The organism is Streptomyces sp. NPDC024555 (genome assembly GCF_055559335.1).
Genome location: NZ_JBVHKV010000014.1, coordinates 85509 through 100668, shown reverse-complemented (window position 1 = coordinate 100668; position 15160 = coordinate 85509). Strand labels below are relative to the sequence as shown.

The window sequence follows — 15160 nt, the reverse complement described above, 5'->3', positions numbered from 1 at the left end:
CGGCGCACCGCACCGGCCCGCGATACGGCATGATCCCCGCGCATGAGAGCTCTCCTCGGGGTCGAACTCCCCGGATACCGGCCCGTCGCCGACGACGCCTGGGCGAACGAGTACAACGACGTGCTGTCCCTGCACTTCTTCGGCCTGCCGCCCGATCTGCCGGCCGCGCTCGACGACGGCCCCGCCCTGCGCGGCGCGCTCACCCACCACATCGCGCGGGCGGGCGGCGGCCTCATCGAGGCGTCCGTGAAGACGCTCGGGGGTCTCCCCGCGCTGCGCCAGATACTCAAACTCCCGCTCCCGGACCGGCCGAGCGGCCAGGCCTTCATCGGCAGCTTCACCGTCCCGCGCGCCGGGTGCAGCACGGTGGTGAAGATCCAGACGAGGGAAGAGGGCATGACGGGCATGCGCGAGGCGGTGGTGATGGCCCGGATCGGGCACCAGGACTACTTCCGGCCCCATCCCTACGCCCCGGACGCCCAGGGCGGTCTGCCGTTCCACGAGGCCGACCACGCGCGGTGGGACGCGGAGTTCCCCGACCATCCGCTGAGCCGGGTCCGGCGCACTCTCGACACCATGGCCCAGGCCGTCACGGTGGCACCGGAGTTCGCGGCGCAGCCCCCGTTCACGGGCCCTGAGACGCGCGGCTGAGCACCCGCGCACGGCCCACGCGACGGCGCCGCCGCTCCCGTGGGACGGGGAGCGACGGCGCCGGGGTGGGGCAAGGGTCAGATGAGCCAACCCACGAAGTGGACGACACCGGCCAGCAGGTTGGTGATCAGGTTCATCGGGTGCTTCTCCTTGTGCATGGTCTATCTCTGGGACAGCGCGATCGCGGTCTGCAGCCCGTCGCTTGCGCTCTGTAATCATCAACCGGCGCACGGCGGTTGAACAACGAATGGCGATACGATCACGCGTTCCAGCGAACATCCGATCCCCTGTTCGTGTGTTCACATGGTGCGCCGCCGACGGGTGACGCGACGGCGGCCTCCCCGCCGCGCGGACCGGCGCCGGATAGCGTGCCCGCATGGTGAACGAGTCCCCGGACGGCCGCCCCTCCCGACGCAGGATCCGCCCGACCAGACGGGGCCGCCTGGTGCTGTTCCTCGGCGCCGTCCTGGTCCTGGCCGTGGGCGCCGCCGTTCTCGTCCCCCTGCTGACCCGGGAGGAACCGACGCCCGAACAGGCCCGCACGCTGGTGATCCCCGAGGGCCGACGGGCCTCCCAGGTGTACGTTGCCGTCGACGAGGCCCTGCGCGAACCCGCCGGCACCACGGAGAAGGCCGTGCCGGCGGCGGGCCTCCCCCTGCCGGCCGAGGCCAAGGGCAACCCCGAGGGGTACCTCTTCCCGGCGACGTATCCGGTCACCTCCGACACGACCCCCGAGAGCCTGCTGCGCTACATGGCCGACACCGCGCTGAAGCGCTTCGGCGCGGACCACATCACCGCCGGCGCGCAGCGCAACGACGTCTCCGTCTACCAGACGGTGACCATCGCCTCGCTCGTCCAGGCCGAGGCCGACACCGTCTCCGACATGGGCAAGGTCTCCCGTGTGGTCCACAACCGGCTCGACCGGGGCATGCCGCTCCAGATGGACTCCACGCTCAACTACGCCCTGAACCGCAGCACCCTGGACACCACCACCGGGGACACGCGGATCGACAGCCCGTACAACAGCTATACGCGCAAGGGCCTCCCGCCCACACCCATCGGCAACCCGGGAGAACAGGCGATGGTGGCGGCGATCGATCCGACCCCCGGCCCCTGGCTGTACTTCGTGACGGTCGCCCCCGGCGACACCCGGTTCACCGCGGACTACGCCGAACACCAGCGCAATGTGGCGGAGTTCAACCGCAACCGGCGGCAGTCGGGCGGGGGCTGACCCCGGCCGCTCCCACCCCGGCGCGTCAGGCGGCCGGCACCGCGGTCCTCGCCTCCCGCGCCGCCGGGCCGACGGGGGCTCCGGTCCGCCCGAGCAGCCGGCCGATGTCGCGCACGGCCGCCCGCCCGGCGCGGTTGGCGCCGATGGTGCTGGCGGAGGGCCCGTACCCGACGAGGTGCACCCGTTCGTCGCGCACGGCCCGCGTGCCCTCGACGCGGATGCCGCCGCCCGGCTCGCGCAGCCGCAGCGGCGCGAGATGGTCGACGGCCGGCCGGAATCCGGTCGCCCAGAGGATGACGTCGGCCTCGATGCTCCGGCCGTCGTCCCAGGCCACGCCCGTCGGAGTGATGCGGTCGAACATCGGGAGCCGGTCCAGGACGCCGGACGCGCGGGCGCTCCGGACGGCGTCGTTCAGCGGCAGCCCGGTGACGCTCACGACACTCTGCGGGGGCAGCCCGCGCCGTACGCGTTCCTCGACCATGGCCACCGCGGCCCGCCCCTCCTCGGCCCCGAACGGCCCCTCCCGGAAGACCGGCGGCCGGCGCGTCACCCAGAAGGTGTCCGCCGCCACCTCGGCGATCTCCATCAGATGCTGCGTTCCCGAGGCCCCGCCGCCCACGACCACCACCCGCTGCCCGGCGAACGCCTCGGGACCCGGGTACCGGGCCGTGTGCAACTGCCGGCCGCGGAAGGTCTCCTGCCCCGGATAGCGGGGCCAGAACGGCCGGTCCCAGGTCCCGGTAGCGTTGATCAGCGCCCGCGTGGCGTACGGCCCCTCGGACGTCTCGACGAGCAGCCGCCCGTCCGCCCCCTCGCGCACGGCGGCCACCTCGACGGGCCGGTGCACGCGGAGCCCGAACGTACGCTCGTAACGGTCGAAGTACTCCCCGATCACCTCGGACGACGGCCTGGCCCCGTCGGCCCCCGTCAGTTCCATCCCGGGGAGCGCGTGCATGCCGTGCACCTTGCCGTACGTCAGCGACGGCCACCGGAACTGCCAGGCGCCGCCGGGGCGCGGCGCATGGTCCAGCACCACGAAGTCGCGGTCCGGCTCCAGGCCGACGCGCCGCAGGTGGTAGGCGCCCGACAGCCCCGCCTGGCCGGCACCGATCACCACGACATCCACCGCGCGCACACCCGTATCGTTCACGTTTCTACCAACCGTGCGGGAGGCCCGGATCTTCCCGCGGCAGCACAATGGCCCCATGGCTTCCGCGTTCAGCACCAGCGTCCTGCACCTGACCACCGGCACGACGGAGACGGTCACCGACCTGACGGCCGACTGCGAACAGTTCCTGGCCCGCACGGCGGCCGGCCGCGACGGCCTCCTCAACGTCTTCGTACCGCACGCCACCGCGGGCATCGCCGTCCTGGAGACCGGCGCGGGCAGCGACGCCGACCTGCTCTCCGCCCTGCACACCCTCCTCCCGGCCGACAACCGCTGGCAGCACCGCCACGGCGCCCCCGGCCACGGCCGCGACCACGTCGTCCCGGCCCTCGTCCCGCCGCACGCCACGCTTCCGGTGATCGGGGGGCGGCTGGAGCTGGGGACGTGGCAGTCGGTGTGCCTGGTCGACACGAACAGGAGCAACACCAACCGTCAGGTCAGGTTGTCGTTCCTGGGTGGCGTTGACGAGGCCTGACTGTACGGGTCATGTCCGGCCGCCCCCCCCCGGGCCGTGGTGAGGGGCCGCACCGCCGTGGACCTCAGTCTCGCGGGGGACCAGGTCTCCCCGTGAACAGTGCCTTGTCCACCCTTGCGAGGGGACGGAGTGATCCTCGGCCGCGACTGCCATGAGAATGGCGACAGCGACCCGAGAACGTGATGTCGGACCGCCCCTCAACGTGGGTGCCGACGTACCGCAGGGGTGGCGGAGGAGGGGATGCACCAGCATGCGCAGGGTTCCGCCGGAGATGTTCCGGTTCACCACGGGGGAGACGGCCGACTTGAACGGGGCCGTGCTCGAGGCCGAGGCTTTCGGGGCGGCCGACGAGCGCCTGAAGACCGGGCTCGGGCGCGACACGCCCTGGAAGTGCCGGCCGCCACAGGGGCGCTGCAGACCGCGGTGCCGGAGGCGATGGCCGACCGGCTGGAGAGCCGGCGGGCGCGCCGGGCGGGGCTGAGGGCCTGGTTCCTGCGGGACGGACTCGCCGCGCGCAAGCTCCCCTCCTGACCGTCCGGGGCGCGCTCGCCTCCGCCCACGAGTGCGCCGACGATGCCGAGGCTCTGCTCGGGCAGGCACGTCGGATCCTCATGGACGCGGGTCTGCGCTACGACGAGGCCCCGGCCGCCGCACGGCTCGGCCGGGTTCGCTGCGAGCGCGATCCGGCGCGGGACGGTCCGGAACTGGAGGCTGCCCTCCGTCTGTACGGTGAGATGTCCGCCTCGCGTGACAACGCGCGCGTCAGCCGCAGCATGCGGCAGTTCGGCGTACCGATCCCTTGTCCCTGGCGGGGCGGACGGCGCTCCGGTCAGAGGCTGTCGCCGAAGGAGTACCGGGTGGCCGCTCCGGCAGCCTCGGCGAGACCAACCAGGTGATCGCCAACGAGCTGTTCCTGTTTCGCCGCACGGTCGAGAGCCACATCTCCCGCACTCTGCGCAAGCTCGGCTGCGGGTCGCGCAAGGAACCGGCACCCGTGCTTCTCGACATCGACGCATGACGCCGACCAGCTCCCGCCGGCCCGGCAGGAGGACCGGCTCCGCCCTTGAGCCGGGCAGAACCCAGGTCCTGTGGAGCCGCGGACGCGTCCGTGGGTGACAGGACCTGCACGGTGCATGAAGGCACATCACCGCCGGTCGACACGTGTGACCAGATGCCGCCGACTGGCAGTCGGCGGCCCGAATGAACGGAGCTGACATGGAACTCGACGTCCTCGGACTCGGCGAGGAGACGCAACGCGTCTACACCACGCTGATCGGCCTGCCCCACAGCACTGCCTCCGAGGTGGCGAGCGCCTGCAGGACGAGTGCGAGCCAGGCCGGGCGCCGGCTTTCCATTCTGGTGAAGACCGGCCTCGCGACCAGATCGGCGAGCCGGCCTCCACGCTTCACCGCGGCCGCCCCTGACGTCGCGGTCACCGAACTGATCAAGGAACGCGAGCAGCAGCTCGGTGCGGCCCGCGCGCTGGTTCACCAACTGGCCGACAGACACCGCGAAGCTCTGCGGATCGCCGACCCGGACATCGCGGTGGAACTGCTCCGCGGTCGTGACGACATCAGCGCGGCCATCCGCCGGCTCACCGACGGCGCCCTCCATCAGGTCCGCACCTTCGACCGGCCGCCCTACGTCGACCGCCCCGGTAGCAACCTGGACGACCAACACCGCAGACAGAGCTCGGGCGTCACACACCGTGTGGTCTACGACCGGGCTGCGGTCGCATGGCCGGACCGCCTCCGGGACGACATCCTGCCGAGCATACGCTTCGGCGAACAGGCACGCGTTCGCGCGCAGTTGCCGATCAAACTCGTGATAGCCGACGACACACAGGCGGTCAATCCCTTCAGTCTCGCCCCGGGTGGACACCTCACCGCGTACATCATCCGCCGCTCACCGATGCTGACCGCGCTGGAAGCACTCTTCGAAGCGGAGTGGGACGGTGCGTCCCCCATTCAGGACCCCGCATCGCCGACCGCATCACGCGGCACGCCCGGCCACCCCGACCACGTCTCCCTCGTGAGGCTGCTCGCCGCGGGTTGCTCGGATGCGGCGATCGCCCGTACTCAGGGCTGGAGCCATCGCACCACCCAACGCCGCATCCACCACCTGATGACCGAACTCGGCGCCACTACCCGATTCCAGGCCGCGGCCCAGGCCGCCCGACGAGGCTGGCTGAACGAACCTTCGGCATCCACTGAGCCCGGGGCCGTGGGCGAGGGAGCGTGACGAGCCGCATGTCGAGCACCGCATCCGCCACAGGCCGGCCGGCCGACTGTCGTCACACCGGCGCCTCCGGCGGCGTTCGAGCGCAGTCTGGCGGATCTGTGCCAAGTGGCATGTAGTCGCCACCCATCTGACCTGCCGAAGACATGGTGACGGCACTTAGTTTCATCTCTCAGCGGATGTGCACCGTCCGCTGTCGACCTTGAATCAGCGCAGGTCGGCCCCAGCTCAGCAGCGGGGGTTCGAACGATGCGCACTTCCAAGCGCGCGGCGAACCTCCCCCGCCGGCGACACGGGCTTCCCGTCGAAGTGAAGCCCGTGCCCCGTCCCCGTGAAACAGCACGGGCCGGTCCCGCGGAGACCGGCCCGTGCGCCGCTCGACATCGGCCGACAGCCGAACGAAAGGTCCCCCAGATTGAACTCCACCAGTAACAGGGCCGCATCCACACAGGGTTCGCACCGTTCCCGGCGACGCCGGATCTCGACCGTGGTGGTCACGGCCGCAGCACTCACCCTGTCCGCCCTGCCCGCCTCGGCCGGCGCCGCCTCCCCCTCCGACGCATCCGGGAGCACTCGCACGGTACGAGCGCTCCCACAGGTCGAGGCCCCGGCAAGACCAGGTGCCGCCACCGTGCAGTTGTCGCCCGGGCAGCGCCGGAAGCTGCTCGACCAGGCGGCCAACACGGCTCCGGACACCGCCCGTTTGCTGGGGCTGGGCCCGCAGGAGAAGCTGATCCCCAAGGACGTCATCAAAGACGCCGACGGAACCGTCCACACCCGCTACGACCGGACCTACGCCGGACTGCCAGTGCTCGGCGGAGACCTGGTGGACCATCAGCACGAGGGGTCCCACACCGTCACCTACGCCTCCAAGGCGAAACTGACCCTGCCGACGGCCAAGGCCAAGGTGTCGGCCGGCACCGCGAAGAAGTCTGCCCTGAGCAAGGCCGCGGCCAAGGGCACCCGCGAGGGGGCGGCACGCACCGCCCCCCAGCAGGTCGTCTGGATGATGAACGACAAGCCCCGGCTGGCCTGGGAGACGGTCGTCACGGGCCTCCAGCAGGACGGGTCCCCCAGCGAACGCCATGTCGTGACCGACGCCGCGAGCGGCGCCACCCTGGAGAACTCCGAACACGTGGAGTCCGCCGAGGGCAACAGCCTCTACAGCGGGCAGGTCACGATCGGTTCCACCCGCCAGGACGACGGTACGTACGCCCTGATCGACCCCGCGCACGGCAACCACCGGACGCTCGACTCGCGCGACAACGCCAACGGGGTCCTGTTCACCAACAGCGACGACGTGTGGGGCGACGGAACGGCGACGAACCCCGGAACCGCGGCGGTGGACGCGGCCTACGGCGCGCAGACCACGTGGGACTTCTACCATGACAATTTCGGCCGCAACGGCATAGCCGACGACGGCCGCGGCAGTTCCTCCCGGGTCCACTACGAATCCGTGCGAGGGGTTCCCCTCGCCAACGCCAACTGGCAGGACGGCTGCTTCTGCATGAGCTACGGCGACGGCGCGGACGGACAGCACCCAGTGACGTCCCTCGACATCGCCGCGCACGAGATGACGCACGGAGTCACCTCCGCCACGGCGGGGTTGGGCAACAACGGTGAGTCGCCGGGCCTCAACGAGGCGATCAGCGACATGATGGCCGCCGCTGTCGAGTTCTACGCCGACAACCCCGACGACGTACCCGACTACACGATGGCCGAGTCGGACGACCTGCACGGCGACGGCAAGCCCATCCGCTACATGGACCGTCCCTCCAAGGCCGGCATCAGTTCCGTCGGCTACGCACCCCTGGACTACTGGACGCCGCAGGCGAAGGGGCAGGAGCCGCACATGGTGGCCGGGGTGGGCGACCACTTCTTCTACCTGCTCGCCGAGGGCAGCGGACGTAAGACCATCAGCGGCGTGGACTACGACAGCCCCACGTACGACGGGCTCCCGGTGGCGGGCATCGGGCTGACCGACGCCGCGGCCGTGGTGTACCGCGCGCTCACTGTCTACATGACCAGCACCACCGACTACGCCGGCGCCCGGACCGCGACGCTCCAGGCCGCCGCCGACCTCTACGGCGGAAGGAGCCGGGCCTACGAGTCCGTTGCCAACTCCTGGGCGGCCGTCAACGTCGGGGTCCGCTACGTCAACCACATCGCTGCGGAACCGCTGCCGACCGAGCCGGTGGCGGTCGGCCAGCCGGTCAGCCGTCAGATCACCGCATTCAGCAGCCGTCCCGGCCCGCTGACCTACTCCGCCAAGTCGCTGCCTCGGGGCCTGTCGATCAACCACACCACCGGTCTGATCACCGGCACGCCCGGCAGGGCCGGTGACTACCACTCGGTCGTCGTCATCAGGGACGCGGCCAGGGACATCCGGACGTTCTCGTTCACCTGGACAGTTCTTGAATCCGGCGGACACTTCTTCGTCAACCCGACCACGTATGTGATCCGCAAGTGGGGCGTTGTCGAGTCCCCGCTGGTTGTCCGGGGAAGGCCGGGCAAGGCACCGAGTGACCTCGAAGTCACGGTCGATCTCGACCACGAGTTCAGCAACGCGATGGTGATCGACCTGATAGCCCCCGATGGAACCGTCATCCACGTCAAGCCCTGGGGGCCCTGGGTACTCACGTCCGAGCTGCACGAGACGTACACGGTCGACGCCTCAGCGGTCACCGCGATCGGCATCTGGAAGCTGCGCGTCACCGACGGCACTCCGGGCATATTCGACCTGGACCCAGGTCATCTCCAGCGCTGGAGCCTGACCTTCTGAGGCTTTGGCCCCACGGTCGTGACCGGCGTCCGGCCTGGTGGAGAGTGTAACGGCCACCCTTGGTGACCGGGGGGTCGCCGAGTTTGCGGCGCAGGCGGCTGATGGTCACCGTGACGGTGTTGGTGAACGGGTCGGCGTTTTCGTCCCAGACCTGTTCGAGGAGGTTCTCGGCACTGAGAAAGGCGGGGCTCGCGTTGAGGAGGGCCTCGAGTACCGCGAACTCCTTGACGGAGAGGTCGAGTGGGTGGCCGTCGCGGGTGGCGGTCCGGCGCATCGGGTCGAGTTCGATGCCTGCCGTGCTCAGGGTGCGGGACCGGGCGGCGGGACGGCGGCGGGCCAGGGCGCGGATGCGCAGGACGAGTTCGGGAAAGTGGAAGGGCTTGGCGAGGTAGTCGTCGGCGCCCAGGGTCAGGCCGCTGACGCGGTCACCGGGTGAGCCGGCGGCGGTCAGCATCAGCACCATGACTCGGCTGTTCCGCTCGGTGATCATGTGGCAGAGGGTGTCGCCGTGGATGCCCGGCAGGTCGCGGTCGAGGACGACGACGTGGTACGCGTTGGCGTCCAGCTTGACCGCGGCGTCGAGCCCGTCGTGGGCCACGTCCACGGCCATGCCCTGGTCGCGCAGCCCCTCGGCGATGACTTCGGCGAGGGGGCGGGCGTCCTCGACCACCAGGACTCTCAACACCTCACCCCTGTCTCGGTGCCGTGGGCTTCCGTCGTCGTCCTGCCGTCCGTGCGGGGGAGGGTGACGGTGACGCGCAGGCCGCCGTCGGGGCGGGCGCGCAGGTCCGGGGTGCCGTGGTGGGCCCGGGTGATGGCCGCGACGATGGAGAGGCCGAGGCCACTGCCCCGGCCGGTGCCGGTCCGGTCGGCGCCGAGACGGCGGAAGGGCTGCGCGAGGTCCGCCACACGCCGCTGGTCGAGGAGCGGCGCCGAGAAGGGCGTGCGCCAGTCGCCGACGCCGTGGACCGTTCCGTCCGGTTCGGCGACGGCCATGCCGAAGCGGCCGGGGTCGGCGTCGGCGAGCAGCGGGATGGAGCCGGCCGGGCGGCCCCGTTCGGCGAGGGCGGCCGTCTCCTTCGCGATGCGGTCCAGTACGGCGCCGAAGCGTCCGTTTCCGACCGCGGTCACGGTGTCCGGCCGAACGGGACAGGGGGTTTCGGGCCTCCGGCTGATCGTCATGTGCTCATGCTCGCCACCGAGGGCCCTCGGAGGCAGCGGGGGATTCCCTCGTTCCGGCCTTCGTGGCTAGGATCGCGCGCTTCCCCCGGCGAAACGGTCGTACCGCTGGAGTAACGGTGCGAGGGGGCCTGTCGGATCAGCCCGCGGGGCTCACGGTGCGCGCGAGCTGGACGCGTGAGTGCACGCCGAGTTTCCGGTAGACGCGCGTGAGGGTGGCTTCGACCGTCTTGACGCTGACGGTGAGGGCCGCGGCGATGTCGCGGTTGCTCGCGCCGGTGGCAGCGAGCTGGGCGCAGCGCTGTTCGGCCTGGGTCAGGCCGGGGCGGTCGCTGGTGTGCGGAGTGGTGTGCTCCAGGCGGTTGAGGCTGTCCGCGGCGGCCTGGGCCCAGGGATGTGCCGCGTGGGCGGTGAAGAGGGCGGCGGCGCTCTGTGCGGCCGCGCGGGCGTTGGCGCGCCGGCGTCCGCGTCGTTCGGTGTGGCTGAGCGCCAGCAGGGTGCGGCCGCGTTCGATCGGGAGGTGGCTCAGAAGGCCGGCTGCGTCCGTGAGTCTGCGGGCGGCCATGTCGTAGTGGCCGTGCGCGGCGTCCAGGAGGGCCTGGGCGCGATCGAGGGACGGGAGGACGGAGTGTCTGCCGAGGTCGGTCGCGCTCCGGCGTGTGGCGCTCAGCAGCTCGTGAGCCTGTTCGAGGTGCCCCAGGGTGATGAGGGCCTCGGCCATGTCGGCGTGCCAGCGCAGGACGGAGGGGTCGTGGACCTGCTGGAGCGCCTCCAGATCACGTACCTCCTCCAGTGCCTCCAGGGCTTGCTTCGCACGGCCCGTGACCAGGAGGAGATGGCCGAGGGCGAAGGTGTTGCGGGAGAGGAACACCCGGTTGTCCTCCTGCCGGGACGCCTCGACACCGCGCCGGGCGAGGGCAAGGGCGGGATCGGTCCGTGAGGCGGTGCCCTCGACGAGGGCGGAGGTGTAACAGGCGGGCCCGGAGGGCAGGCCGGAACTGTCGGTCAGCGCCTGGGCGCGGGCGGCGTAGTCGAGGGCCTGGGCGCAGCGTCCGGCCCGGATCTCCACCTCGGCGAGACTGCGCAGGACGTCCACGGTCCCTTCGGCGTCCCCGGCCCGCTGGGCCTGGAAGAGCAGGGGCAGCAGGAGCGTCCGCGCGTCGGACAGCCGGTCGTCGAAGAGGGCGTGACGGGCGGCGAGGTGTTCGGGGGTGGCATTGACGGCGACGTGCGCGGTGCGGTGCGTGCGCAGGGCGCGGTCGAGTACGGAATCGGCTCCGGGCGTGCCGAGAATGCGCTGGACGCGGGCCTGCATGGTCAGGGCGAGGGCGGTGGTGGTGGTGTCGCCGGCGGCTCCGGCGAGAGCGGCGGCCTGGGCGGCCAGAGCGGCAGCCTGTTCGGGAGTGCCCTCGTTGAGGTTGGCGCGGACGGCCTGGCGGAGCAGGATCTGGGCGATCAGCTCCGGTTGTCCGGCGGCCTCGTGGACCGCCCCGGCGAACAGTTCGTCCGCGCCGTTGAGGCGCTGTCCGCTGGCGTCGAGCACGGCCAGCAGGGCCTGGACACGTGGGGCGGGCCGGTCCTCGTGCTCCAGAAGGAGACGGGTCGCGGCCCGGCTGCGGGTGAGGTCGCCGAAGTGCGCGGCGTCCCGGATGGCGGTCAGGGCTCGCTCGGTGACCAGGCCGGTGTCCTCACGCGGGGTGAGGTCGGCGGCCAGCAGGGCGAGTTCCGCGGCGAGCGCATGTTCTCCGCGCAGCCTCGCGCGGCCGGCGGCGCGGGCGGTGTGCCGGGCCGTACGGGAGTCGACGGTGCCCGCGGCCGCCCGTGCGGTGTGCAGGTCACGGCGGAGCGGTTCATCGCAGGCTTCGGCCAGGCGCGTGTGCAGGAGACGGCGGGCAGCGGCCGGCAACCGGGTCAGGAGCTCCGCGCCGATCGCGGAGGCGGTGAGGCGCACCCTTCCGTCCTGCCGTCCGATTTCCACCAGTCCCGCCGTCGCGGCCCGGGCCAGGAGCGTCCCCGCCGATGGACCGGCGAGCGCGACGGCCAGTCGTAGGTCGAGCCGGTCGTCCAGCGCGGCGAACGTCAGCAGTTCCTGCACCGGGGCGGGCATCTCGTTCAGCCACTCGTCCATCAGCCGCCGGGCCGTCGGTGGCAGGAACGGCTCGCTTCCACCGGCTCGGTCCGCGGGAGGAGGCGCGGCGTCGGCGAGCGCCAGGACCACGGCGGGATTGCCGCCGCTGCACGCATGGATCCGGGCGACCTCGCCGGTGGACAGCGGCAGAGGCGCCAGCAGGGCCGTGACCTGACTGAATGTCAGGGCGGCGACGCGCACCGCGCGTGCGTCCTCCCCGCACCAGTGGACTCCGGACTCCGGCCGCCAGGCACGATCGGCGACGACGGCGGGGAGTTCGGGGGTCAGACGCAGAGCCCAGCCCAGGACCGCCGCACTGGCCGGGTCCAGCCATTGGGCGTTGTCCACCACCAGCGTCATGGGCGAGGCGTTCCGCAACAGGGCGGCGGCCAGCCGGCGTAGCCGCAGGCCCGTCCCGGCGGGATCCGAGGAGCCGGGCTCATCGGCGGACTCGGCCAGTTCCGCCGCCAGTTCCCCGGCCGGCGGCGACGGGAGGGCCAGGGCGAGTTCGAGGAGACCGGAGTACGGAACCGCGGCGTCCTGCGGACGCGGGGCCAGTCGCAGAACAGGCGGTCCGAGTCGGCGTCCCACGATCGCGGCCGCTGTCGTCTTGCCGATTCCCGGCGGCCCGAACAACACCACCCGCCGGGTTCCGTCCATGGCCTCCGGCACCTCCGGCAGCGCCGAACCAGCCGGGTCCTGGAGCGTGTTCATCCATATCGCAGAGTCGCGCACCGGGCCATGGTGCGCCCGCCGGGACCCTCCGGTCCAGGTCAAGGGGTTTCCCTGATGTCGGCCACCACCCCCGTCCCTAGCCTCATGGCCACAGCAGGGCCAACAGCCGCCGAACATCCCCCGCACCCCAGATGACGTCCTGCGGCATATCCCCGACACGGCCCCGCGGAAGGATCACGATGAACCGCAAGAACGCGCTGGCGGCCGGAGTCGCGGCCGCCCTCGCCCTGGGTTCGGTCAACCTGGTGGCCACCCGGTCCACCGCCGCCACCGACAGCTCCGCCGTCCGGCCCGGGGCCGGATTCCGGGCGATGTCGCCCGACACGCGCGGCGAGGCGATACGCACGGCCGACCGGAACGCGGCCGCTACCGCCCGCGAACTCGGCATGGGCTCCGCCGAGCGCCTGGTGGCCAAGGACGTGCTGCTCGACACCGACGGCACCCGGCACGTTCGCTACGACCGCACCTACAAGGGTCTGTCCGTGATCGGCGGCGACCTGGTCGTGCACCTCACCCAGGACGGCAGGATCACCGGCTCGAACCTGGCGCATCCGGGCCCGGTCCGGGTCGCCGGCACCTCACCGAAGCTGACGCCGGCCGCCGCCTCCGCCGCTGCCGTGAAGCACGCCAAGCACGTGAAGAACCCGAAGTCCAAGGGCTCGGACACCAGCACCCTCGTGGTGTACGCGGTGGGCAAGGTACCGGTCCTCGCCTACCGGTCCACGGTCACGGGCGCGGGCGAGAGCGGGCCCTCCTCACGGGAGGCGGTGATCGTCGACGCCACCAGCGGCGCGCCCCTGGCCCAGTACGAGCTGCACCAGAGCACCACGGGCACCGGCAACGGCGTCACCGTCGGCCAGGTCTCCCTGGAGACCACTCAGTCCGGCAGCGCGTACACCCTCACCGATCCCGCGCACGGCGGCACGGTCGTCTACGACTCGTACAACAGCCCGCAGTCGAACCCGAAGCAGTACGCCCGCACCTTCTCCAAGACCACCAACTCCTGGGGCAACGGCACGACCTCCAGCCGCGAGAGCGCCGCCGTGGACGCCTCCTACGGCCTGGCGAAGACCTGGGACTACTACAAGAACTCCTTCAACCGCTCCGGCATCCGCAACGACGGCCGCGGGGCCCCCGCCTACGTGCACGTGGACACCGGTCTGCTGAACGCCTTCTACGACGACGACTGCTTCTGCATGTTCTTCGGTGACGGCTCCTCACAGAACGGCAACACCCCCGTCACCGCGCTCGACGTGGCCGGCCACGAGATGAGCCACGGCGTGACCGCCGCCACGGCCAACCTCACCTACTCCGGCGAATCAGGCGGCCTCAACGAGGCCACCAGCGACATCTTCGGCACCATGGTGGAGTTCTCCGCCGACAACGCCGGCGACCCGGGCGACTACTACATCGGCGAGAAGCTCAACATGTCGGGCGGGTACATGCGCCGCATGGACAACCCCGCCGCCGACGGCAGCTCCCTGTCCTGCTGGACCTCCGGCGCCGGCTCGGCCGACGTCCACTACTCCTCGGGCATCGGCAACCACTTCTTCTACCTGGCCGCCGAGGGTACCGGGGCGAAGACCATCGGTGGACGCGCGCACAACGGCACCACCTGCAACAACGACACCTTCACGGGCATCGGCAAGGAGAAGGCCGCCGCGGTCTGGTACCGCGCGCTGTCCACGTACATGACGTCCACCACCACCTATGCGGGCGCCCGCACCGCCACCTTGCAGGCCGCCGCCGACCTGTACGGCACCGACTCCCAGGAGCGCTACCTCGTCTCCAAGGCGTGGGCGGCCGTCAGCGTCGGCACCGCGCTGCCCGCCCCCGGGACCGGCACGCCCACCCCGACCCCGACCCCGACGCCTCCGGGTGGCACGGCGCTGACCAACGGGGGCTTCGAGCAGGGCACCAGCGGCTGGAGCCAGAGCGACGACATCATCACGACCTCGACGCTGCAGCCCGCCCGGAGCGGTTCCGGCTACGCCTGGATGATGGGCTACGGCACCAATGCCATCGAGTCCCTTTCCCAGTCGAACATCGCGGTGCCCTCCGCCGGGAGTCCCAAGCTCACGTTCTGGCTGAAGGTCTCCACCCAGGAGTCCGGCTTCGTCGCCTACGACACGCTCAAGGTCAAGGTCAACGGCACCGCGCTGGCCACCTACTCCAACGCGAACGCGAGCGCGGGTTACGTCCAGAGAACCGTTGACCTGTCCGCCTTCAAGGGTCAGACGGTGAAGCTGGAGTTCGCCGGCACCGAAGACACCTACCTGTCGACCGTCTTCCTGGTCGACGAGATCGCCATCGGCTGACCGGGGCCTTTCACCACCAGGGCTCCCGCTGCCGTGGTCCCCGCCCGGGACTCCGCCGGCGGGAGCCCCGCCGTGCAGCGCCGGGCCGAGACACGGCAGGCGGCCGGCCGCCGTGCCCCGCACACGTGGCAGCGCGGAGAACCGTCCGCCGGGGCGGCCACGGGCGCCCTCCGGAGCCACGGACATGCACGATGACGCGCCGCGAGTGACGATGAGGACGCGGAACACCGGGTCCACGTCCGGTGGCCGGACACC

At 71.5% G+C, this 15160-nt stretch carries 12 protein-coding genes and 1 pseudogene; 8 read left to right on the top strand and 5 right to left on the bottom strand.

Annotation, left to right across the window (positions count from 1 at the left end):
• The first annotated feature begins 42 nt into the window (after nt 1-42).
• Both ACZ4FH_RS24645 and mltG read left to right on the top strand, forming a co-directional pair.
• Nucleotides 43-651: a hypothetical protein gene (locus tag ACZ4FH_RS24645; protein WP_467307416.1), complete on the top strand. Its 609-nt coding sequence runs from the start codon at nt 43-45 to the stop codon at nt 649-651.
• 376 nt (nt 652-1027) lie between these two features.
• Nucleotides 1028-1882: an endolytic transglycosylase MltG gene (gene mltG / locus ACZ4FH_RS24640; RefSeq protein WP_467307414.1), complete on the top strand. Its 855-nt coding sequence runs from the start codon at nt 1028-1030 to the stop codon at nt 1880-1882.
• A 25-nt stretch (nt 1883-1907) separates the two neighbouring features.
• On the opposite strand, the gene ACZ4FH_RS24635 is transcribed toward mltG, so the two are convergent.
• The gene (locus ACZ4FH_RS24635) at nt 1908-3017 is read right to left on the bottom strand and encodes an NAD(P)-binding domain-containing protein (protein WP_467307413.1); all 1110 of its coding nucleotides are present in this window, start codon (nt 3015-3017) and stop codon (nt 1908-1910) included.
• Nucleotides 3018-3087: 70 nt separating this feature from the next.
• Here ACZ4FH_RS24635 and ACZ4FH_RS24630 point away from each other — a divergent pair, with 70 nt between their 5' ends.
• The 5 genes from ACZ4FH_RS24630 to ACZ4FH_RS24610 all read left to right on the top strand — a co-directional run bounded on the left by ACZ4FH_RS24630 (nt 3088) and on the right by ACZ4FH_RS24610 (nt 8545).
• Nucleotides 3088-3525, top strand: a complete 438-nt coding sequence (locus tag ACZ4FH_RS24630) for a secondary thiamine-phosphate synthase enzyme YjbQ (RefSeq protein WP_467307412.1) — start codon at nt 3088-3090, stop codon at nt 3523-3525.
• A 390-nt stretch (nt 3526-3915) separates the two neighbouring features.
• Entirely contained in the window at nt 3916-4056 is a 141-nt protein-coding gene (locus ACZ4FH_RS24625) for a hypothetical protein (protein ID WP_467307410.1), read from the top strand.
• A 268-nt stretch (nt 4057-4324) separates the two neighbouring features.
• Nucleotides 4325-4543 (top strand): LuxR C-terminal-related transcriptional regulator, encoded by a 219-nt coding sequence (locus ACZ4FH_RS24620; RefSeq protein WP_467307408.1) that lies wholly within the window; start codon nt 4325-4327, stop codon nt 4541-4543.
• Between the two features lie 197 nt (nt 4544-4740).
• On the top strand, nt 4741-5766 hold the full coding sequence (locus tag ACZ4FH_RS24615; RefSeq protein ID WP_467307406.1) for a helix-turn-helix domain-containing protein: 1026 nt from the start codon (nt 4741-4743) through the stop codon (nt 5764-5766).
• Between the two features lie 628 nt (nt 5767-6394).
• Nucleotides 6395-8545, top strand: coding sequence for a M4 family metallopeptidase (locus ACZ4FH_RS24610; RefSeq protein WP_467307405.1), 2151 nt, complete (start codon nt 6395-6397; stop codon nt 8543-8545).
• On the opposite strand, the gene ACZ4FH_RS24605 is transcribed toward ACZ4FH_RS24610, so the two are convergent.
• The 4 genes and pseudogenes from ACZ4FH_RS24605 to ACZ4FH_RS24590 form a co-directional block, all read right to left on the bottom strand.
• On the bottom strand, nt 8475-9227 hold the full coding sequence (locus ACZ4FH_RS24605) for a response regulator transcription factor (protein ID WP_467307404.1): 753 nt from the start codon (nt 9225-9227) through the stop codon (nt 8475-8477). The two genes, ACZ4FH_RS24610 and ACZ4FH_RS24605, sit on opposite strands and share 71 nt — an antisense overlap.
• Nucleotides 9224-9454 (bottom strand): sensor histidine kinase, encoded by a 231-nt coding sequence (locus ACZ4FH_RS24600; protein ID WP_467307575.1) that lies wholly within the window; start codon nt 9452-9454, stop codon nt 9224-9226. The genes ACZ4FH_RS24605 and ACZ4FH_RS24600 overlap by 4 nt, the downstream gene beginning before the upstream one ends.
• A 24-nt stretch (nt 9455-9478) precedes the next feature.
• Nucleotides 9479-9727 (bottom strand): annotated as a pseudogene (locus ACZ4FH_RS24595) (glutaminase); the annotation flags it as partial.
• A gap of 136 nt (nt 9728-9863) precedes the next feature.
• Nucleotides 9864-12587: a helix-turn-helix transcriptional regulator gene (locus ACZ4FH_RS24590; RefSeq protein ID WP_467307402.1), complete on the bottom strand. Its 2724-nt coding sequence runs from the start codon at nt 12585-12587 to the stop codon at nt 9864-9866.
• A gap of 179 nt (nt 12588-12766) precedes the next feature.
• On the opposite strand from ACZ4FH_RS24590, the gene ACZ4FH_RS24585 reads away from it, so the two are divergent.
• Nucleotides 12767-14905: a M4 family metallopeptidase gene (locus tag ACZ4FH_RS24585; RefSeq protein ID WP_467307400.1), complete on the top strand. Its 2139-nt coding sequence runs from the start codon at nt 12767-12769 to the stop codon at nt 14903-14905.
• Nucleotides 14906-15160: the final 255 nt, after the last annotated feature.

Coding starts and splice junctions, on each gene's coding strand:
- ACZ4FH_RS24645 (WP_467307416.1), top strand. CDS start 43: ATGAGAGCTCTCCTCGGGGTCGAACTCCCCGGATACCGGCCCGTCGCC.
- mltG (WP_467307414.1), top strand. CDS start 1,028: ATGGTGAACGAGTCCCCGGACGGCCGCCCCTCCCGACGCAGGATCCGC.
- ACZ4FH_RS24630 (WP_467307412.1), top strand. CDS start 3,088: ATGGCTTCCGCGTTCAGCACCAGCGTCCTGCACCTGACCACCGGCACG.
- ACZ4FH_RS24615 (WP_467307406.1), top strand. CDS start 4,741: ATGGAACTCGACGTCCTCGGACTCGGCGAGGAGACGCAACGCGTCTAC.
- ACZ4FH_RS24585 (WP_467307400.1), top strand. CDS start 12,767: ATGAACCGCAAGAACGCGCTGGCGGCCGGAGTCGCGGCCGCCCTCGCC.